Below are 17,015 nucleotides of genomic sequence, written 5' to 3' on the forward strand. Positions count from 1 at the left end.
AAATAGTCAATTTCGATCAAGAAAAAGAAATTCGCGAGGAAGAGAAGCGCCCAGATCGCCGACACGCCCAAAGTGGTCAGGTCGCCCGGCAGATAAAACCATATTCCAAGGATCATTGAGACCGCGATGACCAAAAAAAGCGGCGGCAGTATACGCCGCACGCGCCGTTCCAGAAAATCCAGAAGCGAGAAACGCCCATCGGCAAACTGCTGCATAAGGATGCTGGTAATGATAAAACCGGAGATGACAAAAAAGATGTCTACTCCTACAAAACCGCCCGAAAAAGGCGCCCCAAATGCATGGTAGAGCACAACGGACAGTACAGCCACGGCGCGTAATCCGTCGACATCCCTTCTATAGTCTATTCCCATAACAATCCGGCACCTAACTAAGGCATGAACAGCGCTAAAGCACTGATTTTGGTGGATGTACCCTTTGACTTGAGCAAAAAGCAACCGCCATACATCTTGTCCGACAGTCCCCTGGATCAGGTCACAGCGATAAAAATTGATGTGGAAGGATACGATAAGATCGCGCTGGAACAGATTTTAGACACGCTGCCGGATCATAGCCAGCTTGAGATGGTCGCGTTTGAATATGACCCTGCTGTTGCAAACCTGTGGAACACGATCAAACGCGCCCGATCCCTAGGCTTTGAGGTGTATTTATTGCAGGGAACATATGATCTTCAACACTATGTCCTGCAGCATGATCTGGGGCCTCTTGCCCGCTTGAACGCTCCCCCAACGGAATTCAGCGACGTGTTGTTTCTGCGCGAACCAATGGGTGTGTCAGCGTAACGCCTCCAAGCGCCTGGCAAAGGCGCACAGGGTGCCATCCGCAAAGAGCCGTTGAAAGCTCGGGTCCGCCTCATAATGTTCCCAACGCTTGAAAATACCCTTCATATCAGGCTGATTCGTGTCGCTGAAAGAACTGCCGTGGCCATAGGAGGTGACCTCATCAAGGCCTTGGACACCATCGCGAATATCAAGTTTTTGGCTCAACTTGGTGCGATAGGCCGCGTCTGTGATGAAGTGATTGTAATAAACCGGGACAGTTTCAAACGCAGGATCAGGGCGGCGACCCTCCAGCGCATGAACGGCATAGTCTTTCCATAAATTAACCAGGCCATCAGCTTTGCCCGTATCAAGATGTTCCTGAGGCCATTTGCGAAAGCGGCTGGCCATCAGATTGCGTGGATCTCGCAGGATCAGGCATGCGGAGCGGCTTTCGATCTTAGTCGCGTGATGACCGATAAAGTCTTGCAAGGCCCCGTTGAAAATATCGGACAAATTGTGATCTTCATAACTGAAGACCACAGTGGGCAAAGCGCTGCTGTTGTTCAGGCGAAACTCGCGGCGGAAGCGGTCAGTCGGATATTGATGCGGCGGGACATGATTGAAAAAGGCACATGGTCCATGGGATTGGTTTAGGAACCAGTTTATAAAAGCATGATTGCCAGACCTTTTGAGACCCGCAAAGACCACTAGGCGAAATGCACGGGGCAGAATGATGTGCCTTGTCGCCGCACCGATAAGAAACCCGGTTGTCTTTGCCTTCCCCTTGCGAACAGCTTTCCAAATCGTGGTTTCCTTGATGCCAGTCCATGTCATGAAAGTGCTCTTTAACTACCCAAATTCTCACTACACTCGAGCTACTCACCAAACTCTGGAAAGTTTTTGGCGTAACTTAAGCTACTCTTTGCACCTGCTGACCGCTTCAAGGCCAGTCAAAGTTGACATTCCGTCCTGTTCTTCCAGAGAATTGTCGCCGCAGCCAGGCAATGGGGGCAATCTGTTCAGGAAACAGATTATAGTGGGTTTCAACAAAAATATGTTTGATGCGCTCTTTGACAGGAGAGTTCAACAAAGCAACTTCGGCCCCTTCGATATCGATTTTGACGAGGTCCGCGTCGCAGTCCAATGCCTCGGCGAACTTGCAAAAATCATGACACTCCACAGTAAATTCTGTGCCTTTCCCGTCGCCATGCTGATCAAACATCGACACCGCAACACTGTATTGACTGGGGTTCTCGCTAAGGCCGGACGCACGGTACATCGTGATCTAGCCGTGTTGTACAGCGGCAGCTGCGTTGTGCAACGTGACATTGCTGTAGTCGCTCATGACATACCAGAGTTTTCAAACATCCATGGGTCGGGTCCGATTACACCCACACGTGCCTTTCTGTCTGTAATTCTGTCGCGTAACTGCATTGTTCGGGCTCCTGTTTTCACCGTTGCACCCACCTAGAATGATGCAGGTCGCGGATGGCAATAGATATCACTGGTTATAACGTGAACGGGATGTTGCGCATGTATGAGCGCAAGGCCTTTTGCCAGCCCGTTGCACATGTACTCCGCGCGGGCTGCGGCGGCACGAACCCAAGGGTCGTTTTCAGATGCAATCGCATGCTTTCCCAGTTACGTGCTTGGGGATAGCTTGAGAGATACATGACTTACAGAGCAGACATTGACGGGCTTAGAACAGTGGCGGTGCTGCTGGTCCTGGTTTTCCACTTTGACCTTTTCACGCTTGGTAAGGCGGGGTTCATAGGCGTCGATGTCTTTTTTGTCATTTCCGGGTTCTTGATTATGGCCATCATCCGCAAGGATCTTGAAACCGGGCACTTTAATTTTGGTGAGTTTCTTTACCGGCGCATCCGTCGCCTTTACCCGGCACTGCTCGCTACGCTGTTGCTGACGCTTGTTGCGGGATGGCTCCTGTTCCTACCCTTTCGCTTTGTGGAACTGGCAAAAGAGACGATGTTTTCGCTGCTCTATGTGGTGAACTTCTATTATTGGCAAAACATCAATTATTTCGGGTTGCGCGCGGATGGGGTCCCTTTGCTGCATATGTGGTCCCTGGCCGTGGAGGAGCAGTTTTACGTCTTCTTCCCGCTGGCATGCTGGATCATCTGGCGATGGGCCCCACGCCTGCTTTTGCCTGCAGTCATATTGGCGCTGCTCCTCTCTTTTGGTCTGGGGTTGTTCTTCACGCCGCGCAAGCCGGAGCTGGCATTCTACCTGCTTCCAACCCGCGCATGGGAGTTGATGATTGGCGCGGTGCTGGCTCTAGTAACGCATGGGCGTGTGGTACGAGGGGCCTGGCTGCAGGTAATGGGGCCACTCGGGCTCTGCCTGATTGCAGCATCTGTCGTGGTATATGGGCCACTCACCCAAGTTCCGGGCTGGTTTGCGGTGCTGCCCACGCTTGGGACTGTCGCGGTCATTCTGGGGGGCTTTGCTGAAAAAGCGCCGGCGACCCGGATGCTAGCCACGCCACCAATGGTGTGGATCGGAAAGATATCCTACCCTTTGTATCTGGTGCATTGGCCCATTCGGATTTTCCTGCAGGAACACCTCGTCGAGTTCACGTTTCCATGGCGATTGTTCGGCTTTGTGCTGTCTTTTGCCGTGGCGGCAGGAATCTATTATTTGATTGAGGTACCAGTGCGCCGACGCCGGGTCTTGTCAAAACGGGGACACTACGTCGGGCTGGTCGCTTCCATGTCCGTCGTGATGATCGCAGCCTCAGGCCTGATCCAGCAGCGAGGAGGAGTTCCAGAGCGATTTGCTCCGGAAGTGGCAGAAATCCTCGCCTTTCGCGACGATAGTCCCACACTGCGCCGACACTGCACAAAACGTGCAGCGCTAGACGATGCAACATGTGCGCTTGGTGATAAATCCGCGCCGCGCGAGGTCCTTGTGATCGGCGACAGCCATGCACGGGCCCTCTCGGGTGCCATGGACCTATGGTTGGAAGAACAAGGACGGGGCGGCACGTTGCTGTTCAATCCTGGGTGCATGCCGGTTGCGGGGGCCGGACAGGGCCACTGCCGTTCCAATATAGATACGGCCCTGAAACTGGCAGAGTGGTCACCAGACTTTACAGAAGTCGTGCTCATCTCAATCTGGCGACAAGGATTGCCCAAGGGAGGCAAGCCCTTCGATGGACGCTGGGTTCCGGAAGCCGAAGTGGAAGAAGTTTTTGCCACACGGTTGGCCCAAACAGTAGATAGACTGCGCACTGCAGGCAAACAGGTGACGATTGTCGAACCATTTTTTGCGGCCACAGGCGATGTGCCGGTGACGCTCGCAGGCAACATCGCTTTCAATCGCGACAGACCTGTGGACCGGTCGCTTGCCGACCATATGGCAACCTTCACCTCTGTCCATGCGGCGATGGACAACGTGCTGGGACAGAATGTGCGCAGCCTGTCAGTGATTGATCCATTTTGTGAAAATGGGATCTGCCGCGCAGTTGTGGATGGCAGACCACTGTTCACAGACAATAATCATGTTGCAATGCGCCATTCACCTACGATCGCCGCATATTTACAGGAACAAACTACGTTTGAATGATCCTCCGTACGGACGACCAATCCTAGGTATGCCGTGCAGCGCCTATGGAGGCTCAAACGCGCCTTGCGATAGATTGCCCGTCCGATCTACACCCACTGCATCTCCTTCGGCTGCGGGCAGTAGCGTGCCCGTAGCAGACTGATAAGCCTTAGCTGTGGCCAGTGGCACAAACCCACTGAACTTGTTAGGCTCGTCCGCAAGAGCAGCAATGCCAGAGTCAACAGACCCAATCACACTCGTATCGACTATGTAGGCATTGTTACTATAGTTGATCGTCACATCCCTCACGTCTGCATGTGGTGCACCAACCGTCGAAGCCGTGGCAGTGTCCAAAAGTGCCGTGAATGTACAAAACTCCACAATAGGTTCCACCGCATTCGTGTCAGGATCGGAGCCGTAGGTGTCATCGCTAGACACAATCCACTCAATGGTCTTGTTATCCCAACTACCCGTTCCGGCTGGTCGATCAAGAATGCAGTTACGTACTACAAAGTTGGTATAAACAGAGTAGAAATTACGTTCGGCTGTGGCATGTGTTCCTAGCATGTGCGTCCGTTCCACTCGAATGAAGGCAGGTGTGCGTGGCACGGGCGCCCCGATGGTGGAAAACAGAACCTGCGTACCACCTCCAGAAAATCCGCAACCATACATGTTGAAAGACATCAGACCCTCAGCATCCGAGCCACCTGTACCAATCCGAAGCATGGGCTGGTGCGAACCCCCGTGTCCGCCATACCAGTGAGCAAAGCAGTAGTGCATCGATATTTCTTGCAGTTCCGCCCAGCGTCTCGCAGCGTGGCTGACGTCATTCGTGGCCATAGTTGTGGCGTCGATCATCACGTTAAAGTAGTTCCGGTTGCCCGATACGGTTGCCCCACCAAAGTCGCGCGGTGTTCCCTCATAGGCTAGAGGTTGCGTTGTAACCGTTCCGGCTTCTGTCCACTTAGTATCCCCGGTGCTGTCGGTGTCTTGGGCTGCGTAGTTCCAGCAATTGCTGATCAGGCAGTCATTCAGATGCAACCCTTGCCCCAGGCTGGCAATCCCACTTGCGGCACCAATGATCTGGACATTATCCATCATCAAGCCTCGGTTGTTCTGAGCGCGGAAGCAGTTACCGGGTACTTTTTGCATCCGGTCCTGACGTGAGCCACTGGCAACAAATGTCATTGTCGCACCGCCTGTCTGTCCGGTCAGGGTGTCACCGTTAGTGAAGGTGGCAGGCTCTGCATCTTCATGGTCAACGTCTGAGTTGTCCACTACCTGACGACAAATGAGTTCACCCGCCCCATCATCACTAATAACCATGGCGTAAGCACCGCTGCCATTGGAAATGATCTCTCCGTTGAACCCGGCAGCACCGCTTGTACTGCTATTCTCAGTCAGTGTGCCAGTCTGGCCGCTGTACTTGATAATGTTCCACCACTCGCGCCACGTCACATCCGACACGTCATAGTCGGAAACCTTGCAGATCAAGTCCTTGAAGCGCACTCCAACGTAGGCGTTGGCGTTACTCTGCCACATGGCCGGAGTATTTGTGATATCATACGTGGCCAGCTTGTCATAACTCAGCGTTGCTGGTGCATCCCCATCTGTGCCCGTGTGATACCACGTGCCCCATGTACCATTCTCGCCTGCCCAATCTGGTGAGATAGACGATGTTGGATAGAACTCTTCACCTGCCTTGAACAGGATCATTGCGCTGTCTGGGTAGTTACCCCACGGAAAGCCTGTTGTCTTAAACAGGTTCCTGTCAAACTCTCCGTCACCGATTGTCCGGTGGTAGATGCCCGCAACTGTCGTTGTTTCTGTGCGCTCTGCAGGGGCGTCAGAGAAATCACCATCCCGAGACACATAGATAAAGCCTCTACGCGCAGTCTCAATCGCAGTGGGTGCGTGAGTGGCCTTGGTGCGGTCTGCATAATAGACAATGGGATCAATCAGCCGCAAGGTGAAGGTGAGAGTATCAGAGGCCAAGCCGTCACTCACATACACCTCAATCGTTTGGTCAAGTGTGCCAACAGGCCCCGCCGATCCGTTGTAGGTGGCTGTCAGAACTTGATTGCCTGACATATCGGTGCCACGCATAGAGTGGCCGCAGATAGGCCCCGGATACAGCCCTGCCGTAATACCAGCGGGCCGGAGTAATGTTGGGCTTGTCGGCAGATCGGGGTGGTTTGTATGTTGGAAATCGTATCGCTCGCCCATGTCGGTCTCAACGTGGATATGGCGCGGATCATTGACAGCCCAATTCTCAAACTGATCAATCCAAACCTGCACGCGACCGGGGGCGACGGTTTCAATCACATTACCGTCTGATATTGCGCTCCATGTTTCATCTTCGATGCTGACGCGCACGCGGAATGTGCCCGGTTGTGATGCTTGCCATGCTGAAACAGTCACCGCATTTGTATATGTCGACCCCTGCCCTCCATCCGAGACGCCGCGACGATAGTCGCCTGCAGGCTCCCCGGTCGTGTCAAAAGAAGCCGACGTGGCGCCGCTGATATCCGCTCCATCGGCCTGCCACTGGAACGTGGCGGCTGCAGATGCATTCGATCCTGTCACCGTGAGTATATCACTCACGGCTGGGGATATTTGCACAACGGATCCTGCCGTTAGTGTCGGCACGACAACTTGGCTGTCCACTCCGTCGATCATTATGTCATAGATACCTGCGCCGACTGCGATGTTTCCTGTGGGCATTATACCACCTCCAATGTTATATCAGACGTGCCGCCCAAAACGCTCAGCACACCCATATAGTCAATGTTGATGCCGGATGTATCGCCCATGATCGCGGTAATTGCAGCCACGGACCCTGCGATAATGACAGGTGCCGAAAGCGACGTGCCAACGCCATTTGTGCCAGTTGCTGTCGCGCGCACCGTGATTTGTGCACCAACATCGCCAGCTTGGACAGAATATGTTTGTCCCGTCCCACCCGGTATGAGCACACCGTCTCGCATCCACTCATACGTGATGGAGGGTTCCACGTTGTTGCCATCGTAAACCGCAAATCCAGGTGTGAGAGTGATGATGCTTCCAACGCCGGGATTTGTCTCGCTGATCCGTACGGGAACAAGATAGGCTGGGCCGCCAACCAGAGCCGCTTCATCAACTGTGAAGAAGCTAGGACTGTTGCCGGCATCATAGGCGGCACAGATCTCTGGCTTGATGACGGTGATCGTAACAAGACCCGTGGTGCCGGTGATCTTGATTTCACTGTCAACAGTAAGCATGATATCGGGAATGGTACCGATGGGTTGTGGGAGGGCGTAAATAACGGTGCCACCATCAATCTCAATCCACACTGAGAAAACGTCAGGCGCCTCGGCAACCCTGACCCGCAATTGGTAGGAATACGTCAATCCGCCCGTACCATGAGGCACCATAAAGATGGGGTCGGCTTGCGGCCCAAGGACAACAACCCCACCGACAAGCAAACGATATTCCCGTTCAATGACCACAGACGCGCGCCCCGCCACAACCCAGGCATCCGACATGTCCGCGCCCAGTTGCATCGCCTCACGGACGGGGCCCTGAACCACCGAGGATACCGCAAGCACAGGCGATATCGCAGGTATGGGCACCTTCACACTCCCGATACCGCACGACAGGCAAAGCGAACTCATGCCAGCCCCACGATTCCGCCTGCTGTAGTGCCTGTGGCAAAGACCTGCCGCACCCGAATGGGAAACGGAATACCGGCAGCGACAAAGACACGTCCCGTATCGCCGCCCGCAGTGACAACTTGCACATAGCCCGCAGCGTCAACCGCTATGGCACGGGTCAGAAAAGAAATATCATTGGCATCATCCGGCACGATTTGCTCGAAGCGTGTCGCTGGGCTTTCAAGACCCGGCGTATATCCTTCAAACAGATCCATCCACGCTACCCTTTCAAAAATGTGCCTGTGGCGGTAAAAACAAATTTGAAAATGACGGCCTCTCGTTAAGGGGGGTTATACCACCGTACGCAACTTCTGACTGCAAACGCTCATCTCAGGCGCTCTGCGCTGACCCCTCCAAAATCCGCGACCATGTCTCGCAAAAAGACATAAAAAGGCCAACTTGAAACACGATAACGAAGCCACGTATGTAACCGGACATGTCACAACCCAAAGGCACCGTTTGACCGAAATGATCTGGACGCCTTCAGACCAAAATGATGTATCCGTAGCCATCACCGTTCAGTCGCAAAAAGCACTGCTGACAGATCTGCGGTCTCGCATGACGTCACGGACTGGATTCTCGGTTGCAACACTGAACCTTGATCACGTGGTCAAGCTGCATCACAGCGAACCGTTCCGGACAGCCTATGGGCAACAGACCCATGTTTCGGCAGACGGACGGCCCATCGTATGGCTGTCGTACTGCGCCGGGCGCAATGTCGAACTCGTGACAGGGTCCGACCTTGTTGAGCCAATGATGCGGCTGTGCGCAGAAATGTCTGTGCCGATTGCCCTTTTAGGCTCTACCAATGCTGTGCTGGAAACGGTCGCAAAAACCGTAACCAAGCGATATCCGGGTCTGACGATTGCAACAACGATTGCACCTCCCATGGGATTTGACCCTGATGCGGCACAGGCCGATACGCTGCTTGGGGATCTTGCCAGGTCCGGCGCGCGTGTGTGTTTTTTGGCCTTGGGAGCGCCCAAACAGGAAATTCTGGCGGCGCGTGGTCTCAAGGCCTGTCCTCAGATGGGGTTCCTGTCTGTTGGTGCCAGTCTCGACTTCATCGCCGGAACACAAACACGCGCACCTCGGATTGTCCGTGCTGTGGGCATGGAATGGGCATGGCGACTGTTGTGCAACCCGCGCAGGCTTGCGGCACGCTATGGGGCCTGTCTGCTCATATTGCCGCGCCTGCTTGCGCGCGCGCTCCACACCCGCCGCACAAATGCACATCGCGACCCAGTCAAACACAGCGGACCCTCATGATTTCTGTCGCCCTTATAGGTTGGCCAATCCTGATGATCATCATGGCGCGCACATTGCCATGGCCGAATACAATCGTAGCATCACTGATCGGCGGATATCTGTTGCTGCCGGAACGAGGCGGACTCAATCTGCCGCTGCTGCCTCCGTTTGAAAAAGACACAATTCCATGCCTGGTCCTGCTCATTCTGGCTCTAGTCATGCGTCCCGGGGAAAAGCCTGTACCCGCAGGCATATCTCCTGCTGTATCCACTTTGAGTGGGTGGAGCCCCAAGTCCACCATCGGGGTGATTTTGTTGCTGATGTTCATAGCCGGCGCATTGTTGACAGCTCTGACAAATTCAGACCGGCTGCGCTTTGCAGATACAGGGTTTTCCATTCCCGGCCTCAGTCTTTATGACGGGTTTTCCTTGATTGTCCGCTCTGTCGCCATGATTGGGCCAATCCTGCTTGGCCGCAAATACCTGGCAGATGCTCAGGGGCACCGGGTGCTACTGGTCGGATTGGTCTTTGCGGGGCTGGCCTATTCGCTCCTCGCGCTCACCGAAGTACGTCTGTCACCACAGATGAACCGCTGGGTCTACGGCTTCTTCCCCCACAGTTGGGCGCAACATATTCGAGACGGTGGGTTTCGACCGCTCGTGTTTTTGGAGCATGGCCTTTTGCTGGCGATTTTCTTTGCCATGACCGTTCTGGCCTCAATCGGTTTGTATCGGTCCGAAACTAAGAACCAAAAGCGTTGGCTGCTGGCCGGGGCATGGCTGTTGTTAACACTCCTGCTCAGCAACTCTCTCGGAGCACTCGCCATTGCAGTGGTTTTTTTGCCGGTCATTCTCATACTGAGTGTCCAGGCCCAGCTTCTCTTTGCGAGTGTCATCGCCGGAAGCATCTTGATCTATCCGCTGATGCGCGGGGTTGATCTCGTACCAACGGATCGCATCGTTTCCATTGCGGAGTCCTATAGCGAAGAGCGTGCTAGATCATTACAGTTTCGGCTTAGAAACGAGGACGAGCTTCTGGCGCGTGCAAAAGAAAGGCCGTTCTTTGGATGGGGCCCCTACAGTCGAAGCCGCATCTTCAACGAACAGGGCGAAACTGAATCCGTAGTCGACGGGTTCTGGATTGTCTCTATCGGGCAGGGGGGCTGGGTGCGTTACCTCGCGGAATTTGGCCTCATGAGCATACCCTTAATCCTGCTTGCTCTGAGGAGACGAAAATACAATGCCGATCAGGTAACAGCGACCCTCTGTCTGGTGCTGGCCGCCAATATGGTCGACATGATCCCAAATTCCGGCAGGTCTCCGATCACGTGGTTGATCGTCGGGGCGCTTATAGGACGTCTTGAACTAGGTGGCGAGCGTGCTGCGTCAACGACGAAGTCGGCCCCAAGACAACCTGTGCGCTCAGGTTTGACCATGGCGCGGGGCGAAGTATCCCCCTATACTCGCCAATACAATCGCCACTATCGGAAACAACCAGTTCTGAAACGATGACATGACACACCAACTTGTTGTTTCCATAATCAATTATCGCACTGCAGACATGACACTGGACTGTGTCCGGTCGGTTCTTGAAGATATCGGAGAGTTGGACGTGCAGGTGGTCATTGTCGACAATTGCTCCGAGGATGGATCGGAACAGAAGCTGACGGACTGGATCGCTGCTCAGCCTGACCGAACACCCGTGCATCTGGTATCGTCAAATACCAATTCTGGATTCTCGGGCGGGCATAATCAAGGCATGGCCGCCATGCCCGCAACACACTACTTGCTACTGAACTCCGATGCGCGCGTGTTGCCAGGATGCCTGAGCGCCTTGCTCACTGAAGCTAGGACAAATCCGGACGCGGGACTGTATGCCCCGCAGATCGAACATGAAGATGGAACCATTCAGGGAAGCTGTTTTCGGTTTCACACGCCATTCAGTGAATTTATCCGTGGTGCCAATTCTGGGCCCGTTACCAAGGTGCTTAAGCGCTGGAACGTTCCTCTAGGTACAGACCCTGACCCGCGCCAGATCGGCTGGGCCAGCTTTGCTTGCATCATGCTCGACGAGCGCATGGTGCGCGACATCGGCCCGATGGACGAAGGCTATTTCCTATATTTCGAGGACGCTGAATACTGTCTGCGCGCGCACCGAGCCGGATGGCGCGTCCAGCACTGCCCAAATGCGCGCATGATACATTTTCGGGGCGGTAGCGCGCCGGTCAAGTCTTTGGCAAAGGCGCGCGCGCGTCTGCCAGCCTATTATTACAGTTCCCGAACCCGGTTTTTCTTCCAAGCCTATGGGCACCTGGGATTGTGGGCAGCTAACCTGATGTGGGCGGCGGGACGCATTCTGGCGCTCGGACGCCGTCTCATGGGACGGCACTCCGACAATGCCAAGGCCAGCGAAGGCCACGACATCTGGACCAATATCTTTCGCCCTCTGGGTCCATCTTATGCGCCTGCTGACCGTTCCTGAGGAAAAGCCATGTCCTGCCCAGATTTCATAATCATTGGGGCCATGAAATGTGGCACCTCAACGCTTGCCACCCAGCTGGGGCAGCAAAACGGTCTCTTCTTGACCACCCCGAAGGAGCCGAACTTTTTTTCTGACGATGACGTGTTCGCCCGAGGCCTGCACTGGTATGCGTCGCTGTTTGAACGAGCCGGCACACAGGACATCAAAGGTGAAGCTAGCACCCACTATACCAAACTGCCGACCCACCCCCACACCGTTACGCGCATGCGCGCCGTTCTAGCAAACCCTCGGCTGGTCTACATGGTGCGCGACCCGGTACAGCGGTCCGTATCACATTTCATCCATGAATGGAGCGAACGTCGGATGAGCGGCAATCTTGACAGCGCCTTAGAAACCTATCCTGAACTTGTGGAATACAGTCTCTATGCAAAGCAGATCGCCCCTTTCATCGATGCTTATGGGATCGACGCGATATGCCTGACCAGTCTTGAGCGGCTCAAAACCAATCCGGCAGACGAACTTGCGCGGATTGCACATCACATCGGGTTCAAGGGTCCGACGCAATGGCACAGCGAGTTGAGCACACAGAACGTCTCGGCCGAGCGGGTGCGCAAGCTGCCATTACACAATCTTCTGGTTGACAACCCCGTGGCACGTTCCCTGCGCCGGGCATTGGTCCCTCAAAGCCTGCGAACACGGTTGGCCAAATCCCGTCAAATGCATGCCAGGCCCACCCTCAGTCCTGACCGTATAGCCGCATTGCGCGCCCAGTTTGCCTCCGACCAAACAAGACTCTCAGAGCTGTTTCCAGACGTTATAGAGACAGATATGAAAAGAGAAGTGTCATGAGCCGACCCAAGCTTGCAGCGATTGCAATAGGGCGCAACGAAGGCGAACGCCTAGTGCGCTGTCTGGCCTCTTTTCAGGGTCGCGTGGATCGTCTGGTTTATGTGGATTCCGGGTCTACCGATGGCAGCGTCGGGGCCGCAGTGTCGGCAGGCGCAGAAATTGTCGAACTGGATCCATCGACTCTGTTCACCGTCTCAAGGGCACGCAATGCCGGGTTCCGGCAACTGGCCGAAACCGGAGGAAAACCCGATCTCATACAGTTCGTAGACGGTGATTGCGAGATACGTGATGGCTGGCTGGAAATGGCGACCGACTTTCTGGTGGCGCACCCGGACGTGGCGGCTGTCAGCGGACGACGACGCGAACGTTATCCCGAGGCAACCTTGTGGAACCGGGTGATTGACGGGGAGTGGGCCGCCCCCGTAGGTGAGGCCAAGGCATGTGCGGGCGATGCAATGATCCGTACGGCGGCGTTCGAAGAGGTCGGGGGTTTTGATCCTGATACCATCGTGGGTGAAGAGGCGGAAATGTGTATCCGGATGCGGCGAGCAGGATGGCGCATTTGGCGTCTGGATGCCGAAATGACATTGCACGATGTGGCGATGACAAAATTCTCACAATGGTGGCGGCGGACCCGGCGGGTGGGCTACGGCTATGGGGAGGCCGTGGCGCTTTACGGCGCACCCCCGGAACGTCACAAAGTCTCTGAAACCCGGCGGGCACTGATGTGGGGCATCGCCTTGCCTGCAATGGCCCTAATCGGCGCCCTGATCACCCCTTGGGCGCTGTTGGTGCTGCTCACCCTGCCCGCGCAGATGATACGGCTGATGCGCATGGGCGAAACACGGCTGCGTGCAACCTTCCTGATCTTGGGTAAACTGCCAGAAGCCTTGGGGATCATCGAGTTCTGGTACAAGCACTGGACGTCAACCGAACGGCGGCGAATCGATTACAAGTGATAGTTAAGCGCGCGCGGATCACTCGAAAATCTGGTGAACCAGTTCAGGCGACAAATAAGACGGCGGAATGTCCAAAGTCCACAGCGTCATCAGATAGACCACAACGATGATGAAAAAGGCGACGATATCCAACGATACCGTGGCATAGCCGCGCCGCATCGCGATTGCGATGTTGATGAAGAACATCAGGCTCATCGCAAGCCCGACACCTACTAGGCTGCCCACCAGTCCAAAGGTCAAAAAACCCAACACGATGCCTGCCACAGTTCCTGTCGCCCAAAGGAACATCAAAAGAGCATGCAAGTCGCTGCGCCCTTTGGCCAATAGCAGGTTCTGGTAGGTGGCCGATAATGTCGGCACGGCCATGTTCAGGGCCATCAAAGCCAGAATGAGGCCAGCCCCCACATATCGATCGTCATAAAGTAACTCGATGATAGGCTGAGCCATGAATGAAACAGCAAAAAACATGGGAAAGGCCAACCCGATCGTAAACAGGCGGACTTTGCGAAGTACCCGGGGCAGTTGTTTCGGACGCTCACGCATAATTTCTGAAAAAGATGGCAGCAGGATGGTGTTTAACAGGCTTCTGAAAAGATCGTTAGGCACAGACGCTAGCAATGTGGAAATTGCAATAAGCCCAATCACTTCAATGGGAAAAAGAAATCCGTATACAGCCTGTTGTCCACGCCCGCCTAAAAATGTGAAAAACGTCGCCAGCAGGATCCACTTGCCAAAACCGATGATCTCGCGCAGCGCTTCTGGCTCCAACGTAAAACGATGTTCAAAGCTTGGTAGAAACCTGTGGGACAACGCGACGGTGAGCGTAGTACCCACCACGGCCCCAATGGCCAGAGCCCAGACCGACTGCAGTTGCCATGCCGCGAAAACTGTTACAACCAGAGTGGCGATCTGTGAGTAGATGTTCAGAAGCGTGATCGTCTTGATAAGCAGTTTCCGATTCGCCGTCGCTACCGAAATGGACTGAAACCCCCGGATCAGAGCCGAAAGCGCCAATACACAGATTAGCGAAAACAAGATAGGCTGATCGTACAAAAGCGCGGCGGGCCATGCCATAAGACAGCACACACCCATCACGATCACGCCACGAAAGACCTGTATGCTCCATGCCGTCCGTAGAAACGCCAGGTCTTCGCCACGGGTGCTACGGATCACCGACGCTTTGACCCCGACATCGCTCAGCATGGTGATGCCGTTCGTGAACACCTGGGCAAGCGCAATAAGACCAAAAACCTCCGGGCTCAGCATACGAGTCAGGATAAGATTCGAAATTAGGCGTAGGCCATTGCCACTGGCAAACCCGATAAATGTCCAGAGGCCGGCGTTGCCAACGCGGCGACCCAAGGCTCCGCTCTCTAATATTTTACGCAGCATAGTCGGATCATGCAGAAACCAGTTTTTTGGATGACCAGGCTCGTGCTGTCATTGAGCGTCTGTTCATTTGGAAATGTAGATGACAGGCCCCCGAACAAGACGCAAGCTGCGGATGCAACGCGCGGGTGGGATGCCGTAATTTGGTCGCCACAGCTCCCGGGCGGCATAACTACCAAGGACCAAACAATGCACCAACACCTCGAACCACGTGACAGGCTCCAGCAGGCGTCATAGTCTTAAGTCAAACAGGTTGCGCAGGTAAACTGCGCACAAGAAATGGTTTTGCGCGGGGCAAAAGAACAGTGTCACATTCTCTAGTCAGCGGCGACCATAATCTGGTGTTAGAGGCGCTTCACATGCCCGCAGCTTGGCTTGTTACACCGCGCTCCTTTCTGGTCGACCGTATTATGCCGCGCTGTGAAGAAGTCAGGTTGGCGGTAACCAAAACGGGTGGGGGCCGTGTGAGGATCAGCGTCGGCGAGCAGGTTTTTGCCCCCCCCCCCAGCGGTGGTGGGTTAAAATCAAGGCTGCGCCAACTGAAGCGGCCTCCATCCTTTAAGATTGATCAGCGTCTCATCCTCGATTTACGCGCCGGAAATCCGGGAAACTGGGCACATTTCCTGAATATACATCTGGCTTTTCTGGCGCTCGCCGCACATACACTCGGGATCAACCCACTTGGGTTTTGTGTGCTTCTGCCAGCCAAAATGCCGCAGTATATACGAGTAATGGCACAGACCCTCAAAATGCAATGCGTCTATACAGATGCTCAGGTCACCGGCTTTGGCGTACACATAGATTTTGACGACTGGAATTGCATTCGCGGCGTCCGAAACAGCCTTTTAACTGACCCAACCGCCAGTCCGGTGGCAGCCCGAATACGCGACAAGACACTCACGCTGCAAAATGACAGTCCGGACAGACTGTTCTTGTCCCGCAAATCCACACGCAACCTGACAAACGAAGAGGAAATAACCCAGCTCTTGTCAGAATACGGGTTTCAGACCCTCTATATGGAGGATCTCAGCCCTGAAAAGCAGTTCAGCTATCTTCTAAATGCGCAGGAAGTTGTGGCTATACATGGCGCAGCACTGGCGCCGATGCTCTATCGCGACAGCACCCGCCCTGCGATCAAGCTCATAGAGTTGTTCCCAGTTGGTCATCTAACTAATGTTTATCGCGCCGTTGTTGCAGCACAAGCAGGCATGTGGTGTGGCGTACGCGGATATATGCGCAAAAATCACATTGATCACATTTATCGTCTAGAAGAACCTTACCGGCAGCACTCATTAGAGGCGTTCGCCGTTGATCCAGACTCGGTCCGATTTGCACTTGACAGGATCAAAATCGAACTGTGACCTCAGTACCGAGGGATAATGGCCCCGCTAAGGTAAAACACCATCCCTAAACACGAGGTATAGACAGGCCATATGCAGCGCAGAACGGTTTTGAGTGCAGCCGCGATCGGCCTTGTCGCCAGTTCGATAACGGGGGCACTGCGCTGGTCGATGCCTAATGGTAGCAGTCACGAGGTCACACAAGTCTATCGTGCTTTGGCAGAGGCGCGTCGCAGAGCGGGACTGACGCGCCTGATACAACGCCCCCTGCTTGACACTTTGGCACAGAACCACGCCGCCTATCTGCAAAAAACAGGTCATTTAACCCATCTGGACGCGTCCGAAAACACGCCAGACCGCCACGCTGCAAGACTGGGATACACCGGACACATCCTCGGGCAGGCCCTAGCTGAAACGCATCGTTTCACTCCTGACACCGTAACATACTGGCTTGCTGACACTGCGACCCACGAAGTGTTGATGGATCATCGGGCACGCGACATAGGTCTTGCCATGACATCTGATACGGATGGTAAGATTTGGTGGGTGGCCATCTTCGGCACGGCTTGACAGGCGCATCAAAGGAGAAATGGGAATCACGCCAGAATTCACAAAAGTATTTTTTGGCCGAAATGGACAGTGCCGAGACTGTATTGGCCGTCGTTACAAAGCGCAGCGCGTCTCCGTGGCGCTCGCTTCTTAGCACAGTTGCTCTTG

The 17,015-nt window shown here is 54.6% G+C and carries 16 protein-coding genes; 9 read left to right on the plus strand and 7 right to left on the minus strand.

Annotated elements, in window-relative coordinates; genetic code table 11:
• Positions 1 to 455: acyltransferase family protein (locus ABJD00_RS15765; protein ID WP_413859112.1), on the minus strand; the 455-nt coding region annotated here is incomplete at its 3' end.
• Between the two features lie 12 nt (positions 456 to 467).
• Between ABJD00_RS15765 and ABJD00_RS15770 the strand changes: the two genes are divergently transcribed.
• Positions 468 to 800 carry a hypothetical protein gene (locus tag ABJD00_RS15770; RefSeq protein WP_413849741.1) on the plus strand — a complete coding sequence of 111 codons (333 nt, stop codon included), beginning with the start codon at positions 468 to 470 and terminating at the stop codon, positions 798 to 800.
• Here ABJD00_RS15770 and ABJD00_RS15775 read toward each other — a convergent pair.
• Together ABJD00_RS15775 and ABJD00_RS15780 are read right to left on the minus strand one after the other, a co-directional pair.
• The gene (locus tag ABJD00_RS15775) at positions 792 to 1,613 is read right to left on the minus strand and encodes a hypothetical protein (protein ID WP_413849743.1); all 822 of its coding nucleotides are present in this window, start codon (positions 1,611 to 1,613) and stop codon (positions 792 to 794) included. The genes ABJD00_RS15770 and ABJD00_RS15775 overlap by 9 nt on opposite strands.
• Positions 1,614 to 1,719: 106 nt before the next feature.
• Positions 1,720 to 2,058 (minus strand): FkbM family methyltransferase, encoded by a 339-nt coding sequence (locus ABJD00_RS15780; RefSeq protein ID WP_413849745.1) that lies wholly within the window; start codon positions 2,056 to 2,058, stop codon positions 1,720 to 1,722.
• A gap of 392 nt (positions 2,059 to 2,450) precedes the next feature.
• Between ABJD00_RS15780 and ABJD00_RS15785 the strand changes: the two genes are divergently transcribed.
• Positions 2,451 to 4,361: an acyltransferase family protein gene (locus ABJD00_RS15785; RefSeq protein ID WP_413849747.1), complete on the plus strand. Its 1,911-nt coding sequence runs from the start codon at positions 2,451 to 2,453 to the stop codon at positions 4,359 to 4,361.
• A 42-nt stretch (positions 4,362 to 4,403) separates the two neighbouring features.
• Here the strand turns inward: ABJD00_RS15785 and ABJD00_RS15790 are convergent, their stop codons facing one another.
• From ABJD00_RS15790 to ABJD00_RS15800, 3 genes are read right to left on the minus strand one after another with little or no spacing between them, the layout of a single operon-like run.
• Entirely contained in the window at positions 4,404 to 7,064 is a 2,661-nt protein-coding gene (locus tag ABJD00_RS15790; RefSeq protein ID WP_413849749.1) for a hypothetical protein, read from the minus strand.
• Positions 7,064 to 7,951, minus strand: coding sequence for a hypothetical protein (locus ABJD00_RS15795; RefSeq protein WP_413849751.1), 888 nt, complete (start codon positions 7,949 to 7,951; stop codon positions 7,064 to 7,066). The genes ABJD00_RS15790 and ABJD00_RS15795 overlap by 1 nt, the downstream gene beginning before the upstream one ends.
• Before the next feature lie 38 nt (positions 7,952 to 7,989).
• Complete coding sequence (locus tag ABJD00_RS15800; RefSeq protein ID WP_413849753.1) at positions 7,990 to 8,247, minus strand: spike base protein, RCAP_Rcc01079 family; 258 nt, start codon at positions 8,245 to 8,247, stop codon at positions 7,990 to 7,992.
• Between the two features lie 184 nt (positions 8,248 to 8,431).
• Here ABJD00_RS15800 and ABJD00_RS15805 point away from each other — a divergent pair, with 184 nt between their 5' ends.
• Genes ABJD00_RS15805 through ABJD00_RS15825 form a run of 5 tightly spaced genes read left to right on the plus strand, consistent with a single transcriptional unit; the run spans position 8,432 to position 13,569 of the window.
• Positions 8,432 to 9,301, plus strand: coding sequence for a WecB/TagA/CpsF family glycosyltransferase (locus ABJD00_RS15805; RefSeq protein WP_413853660.1), 870 nt, complete (start codon positions 8,432 to 8,434; stop codon positions 9,299 to 9,301).
• Positions 9,298 to 10,791 carry a hypothetical protein gene (locus tag ABJD00_RS15810; protein WP_413849756.1) on the plus strand — a complete coding sequence of 498 codons (1,494 nt, stop codon included), beginning with the start codon at positions 9,298 to 9,300 and terminating at the stop codon, positions 10,789 to 10,791. Before ABJD00_RS15805 ends, ABJD00_RS15810 begins: the two co-directional genes overlap by 4 nt.
• 1 nt (position 10,792) lies before the next feature.
• Positions 10,793 to 11,761, plus strand: a complete 969-nt coding sequence (locus ABJD00_RS15815) for a glycosyltransferase family 2 protein (RefSeq protein ID WP_413849758.1) — start codon at positions 10,793 to 10,795, stop codon at positions 11,759 to 11,761.
• Between the two features lie 9 nt (positions 11,762 to 11,770).
• Positions 11,771 to 12,610 (plus strand): sulfotransferase domain-containing protein, encoded by an 840-nt coding sequence (locus ABJD00_RS15820; RefSeq protein WP_413849760.1) that lies wholly within the window; start codon positions 11,771 to 11,773, stop codon positions 12,608 to 12,610.
• Complete coding sequence (locus ABJD00_RS15825; RefSeq protein WP_413849761.1) at positions 12,607 to 13,569, plus strand: glycosyltransferase; 963 nt, start codon at positions 12,607 to 12,609, stop codon at positions 13,567 to 13,569. Before ABJD00_RS15820 ends, ABJD00_RS15825 begins: the two co-directional genes overlap by 4 nt.
• 18 nt (positions 13,570 to 13,587) lie before the next feature.
• Here ABJD00_RS15825 and ABJD00_RS15830 read toward each other — a convergent pair whose 3' ends face one another.
• Positions 13,588 to 14,961, minus strand: a complete 1,374-nt coding sequence (locus ABJD00_RS15830; protein ID WP_413849763.1) for an oligosaccharide flippase family protein — start codon at positions 14,959 to 14,961, stop codon at positions 13,588 to 13,590.
• Between the two features lie 356 nt (positions 14,962 to 15,317).
• On the opposite strand from ABJD00_RS15830, the gene ABJD00_RS15835 reads away from it, so the two are divergent.
• Both ABJD00_RS15835 and ABJD00_RS15840 read left to right on the plus strand, forming a co-directional pair.
• The gene (locus tag ABJD00_RS15835) at positions 15,318 to 16,319 is read left to right on the plus strand and encodes a glycosyltransferase family 61 protein (RefSeq protein WP_413849764.1); all 1,002 of its coding nucleotides are present in this window, start codon (positions 15,318 to 15,320) and stop codon (positions 16,317 to 16,319) included.
• 72 nt (positions 16,320 to 16,391) lie between these two features.
• The gene (locus ABJD00_RS15840) at positions 16,392 to 16,868 is read left to right on the plus strand and encodes a CAP domain-containing protein (protein ID WP_413849765.1); all 477 of its coding nucleotides are present in this window, start codon (positions 16,392 to 16,394) and stop codon (positions 16,866 to 16,868) included.
• Positions 16,869 to 17,015 lie beyond the last annotated feature (147 nt).

Origin of the sequence: Tateyamaria sp., assembly GCF_039945315.1 — a bacterium.
In the GTDB taxonomy this organism is placed as follows: domain Bacteria; phylum Pseudomonadota; class Alphaproteobacteria; order Rhodobacterales; family Rhodobacteraceae; genus Tateyamaria.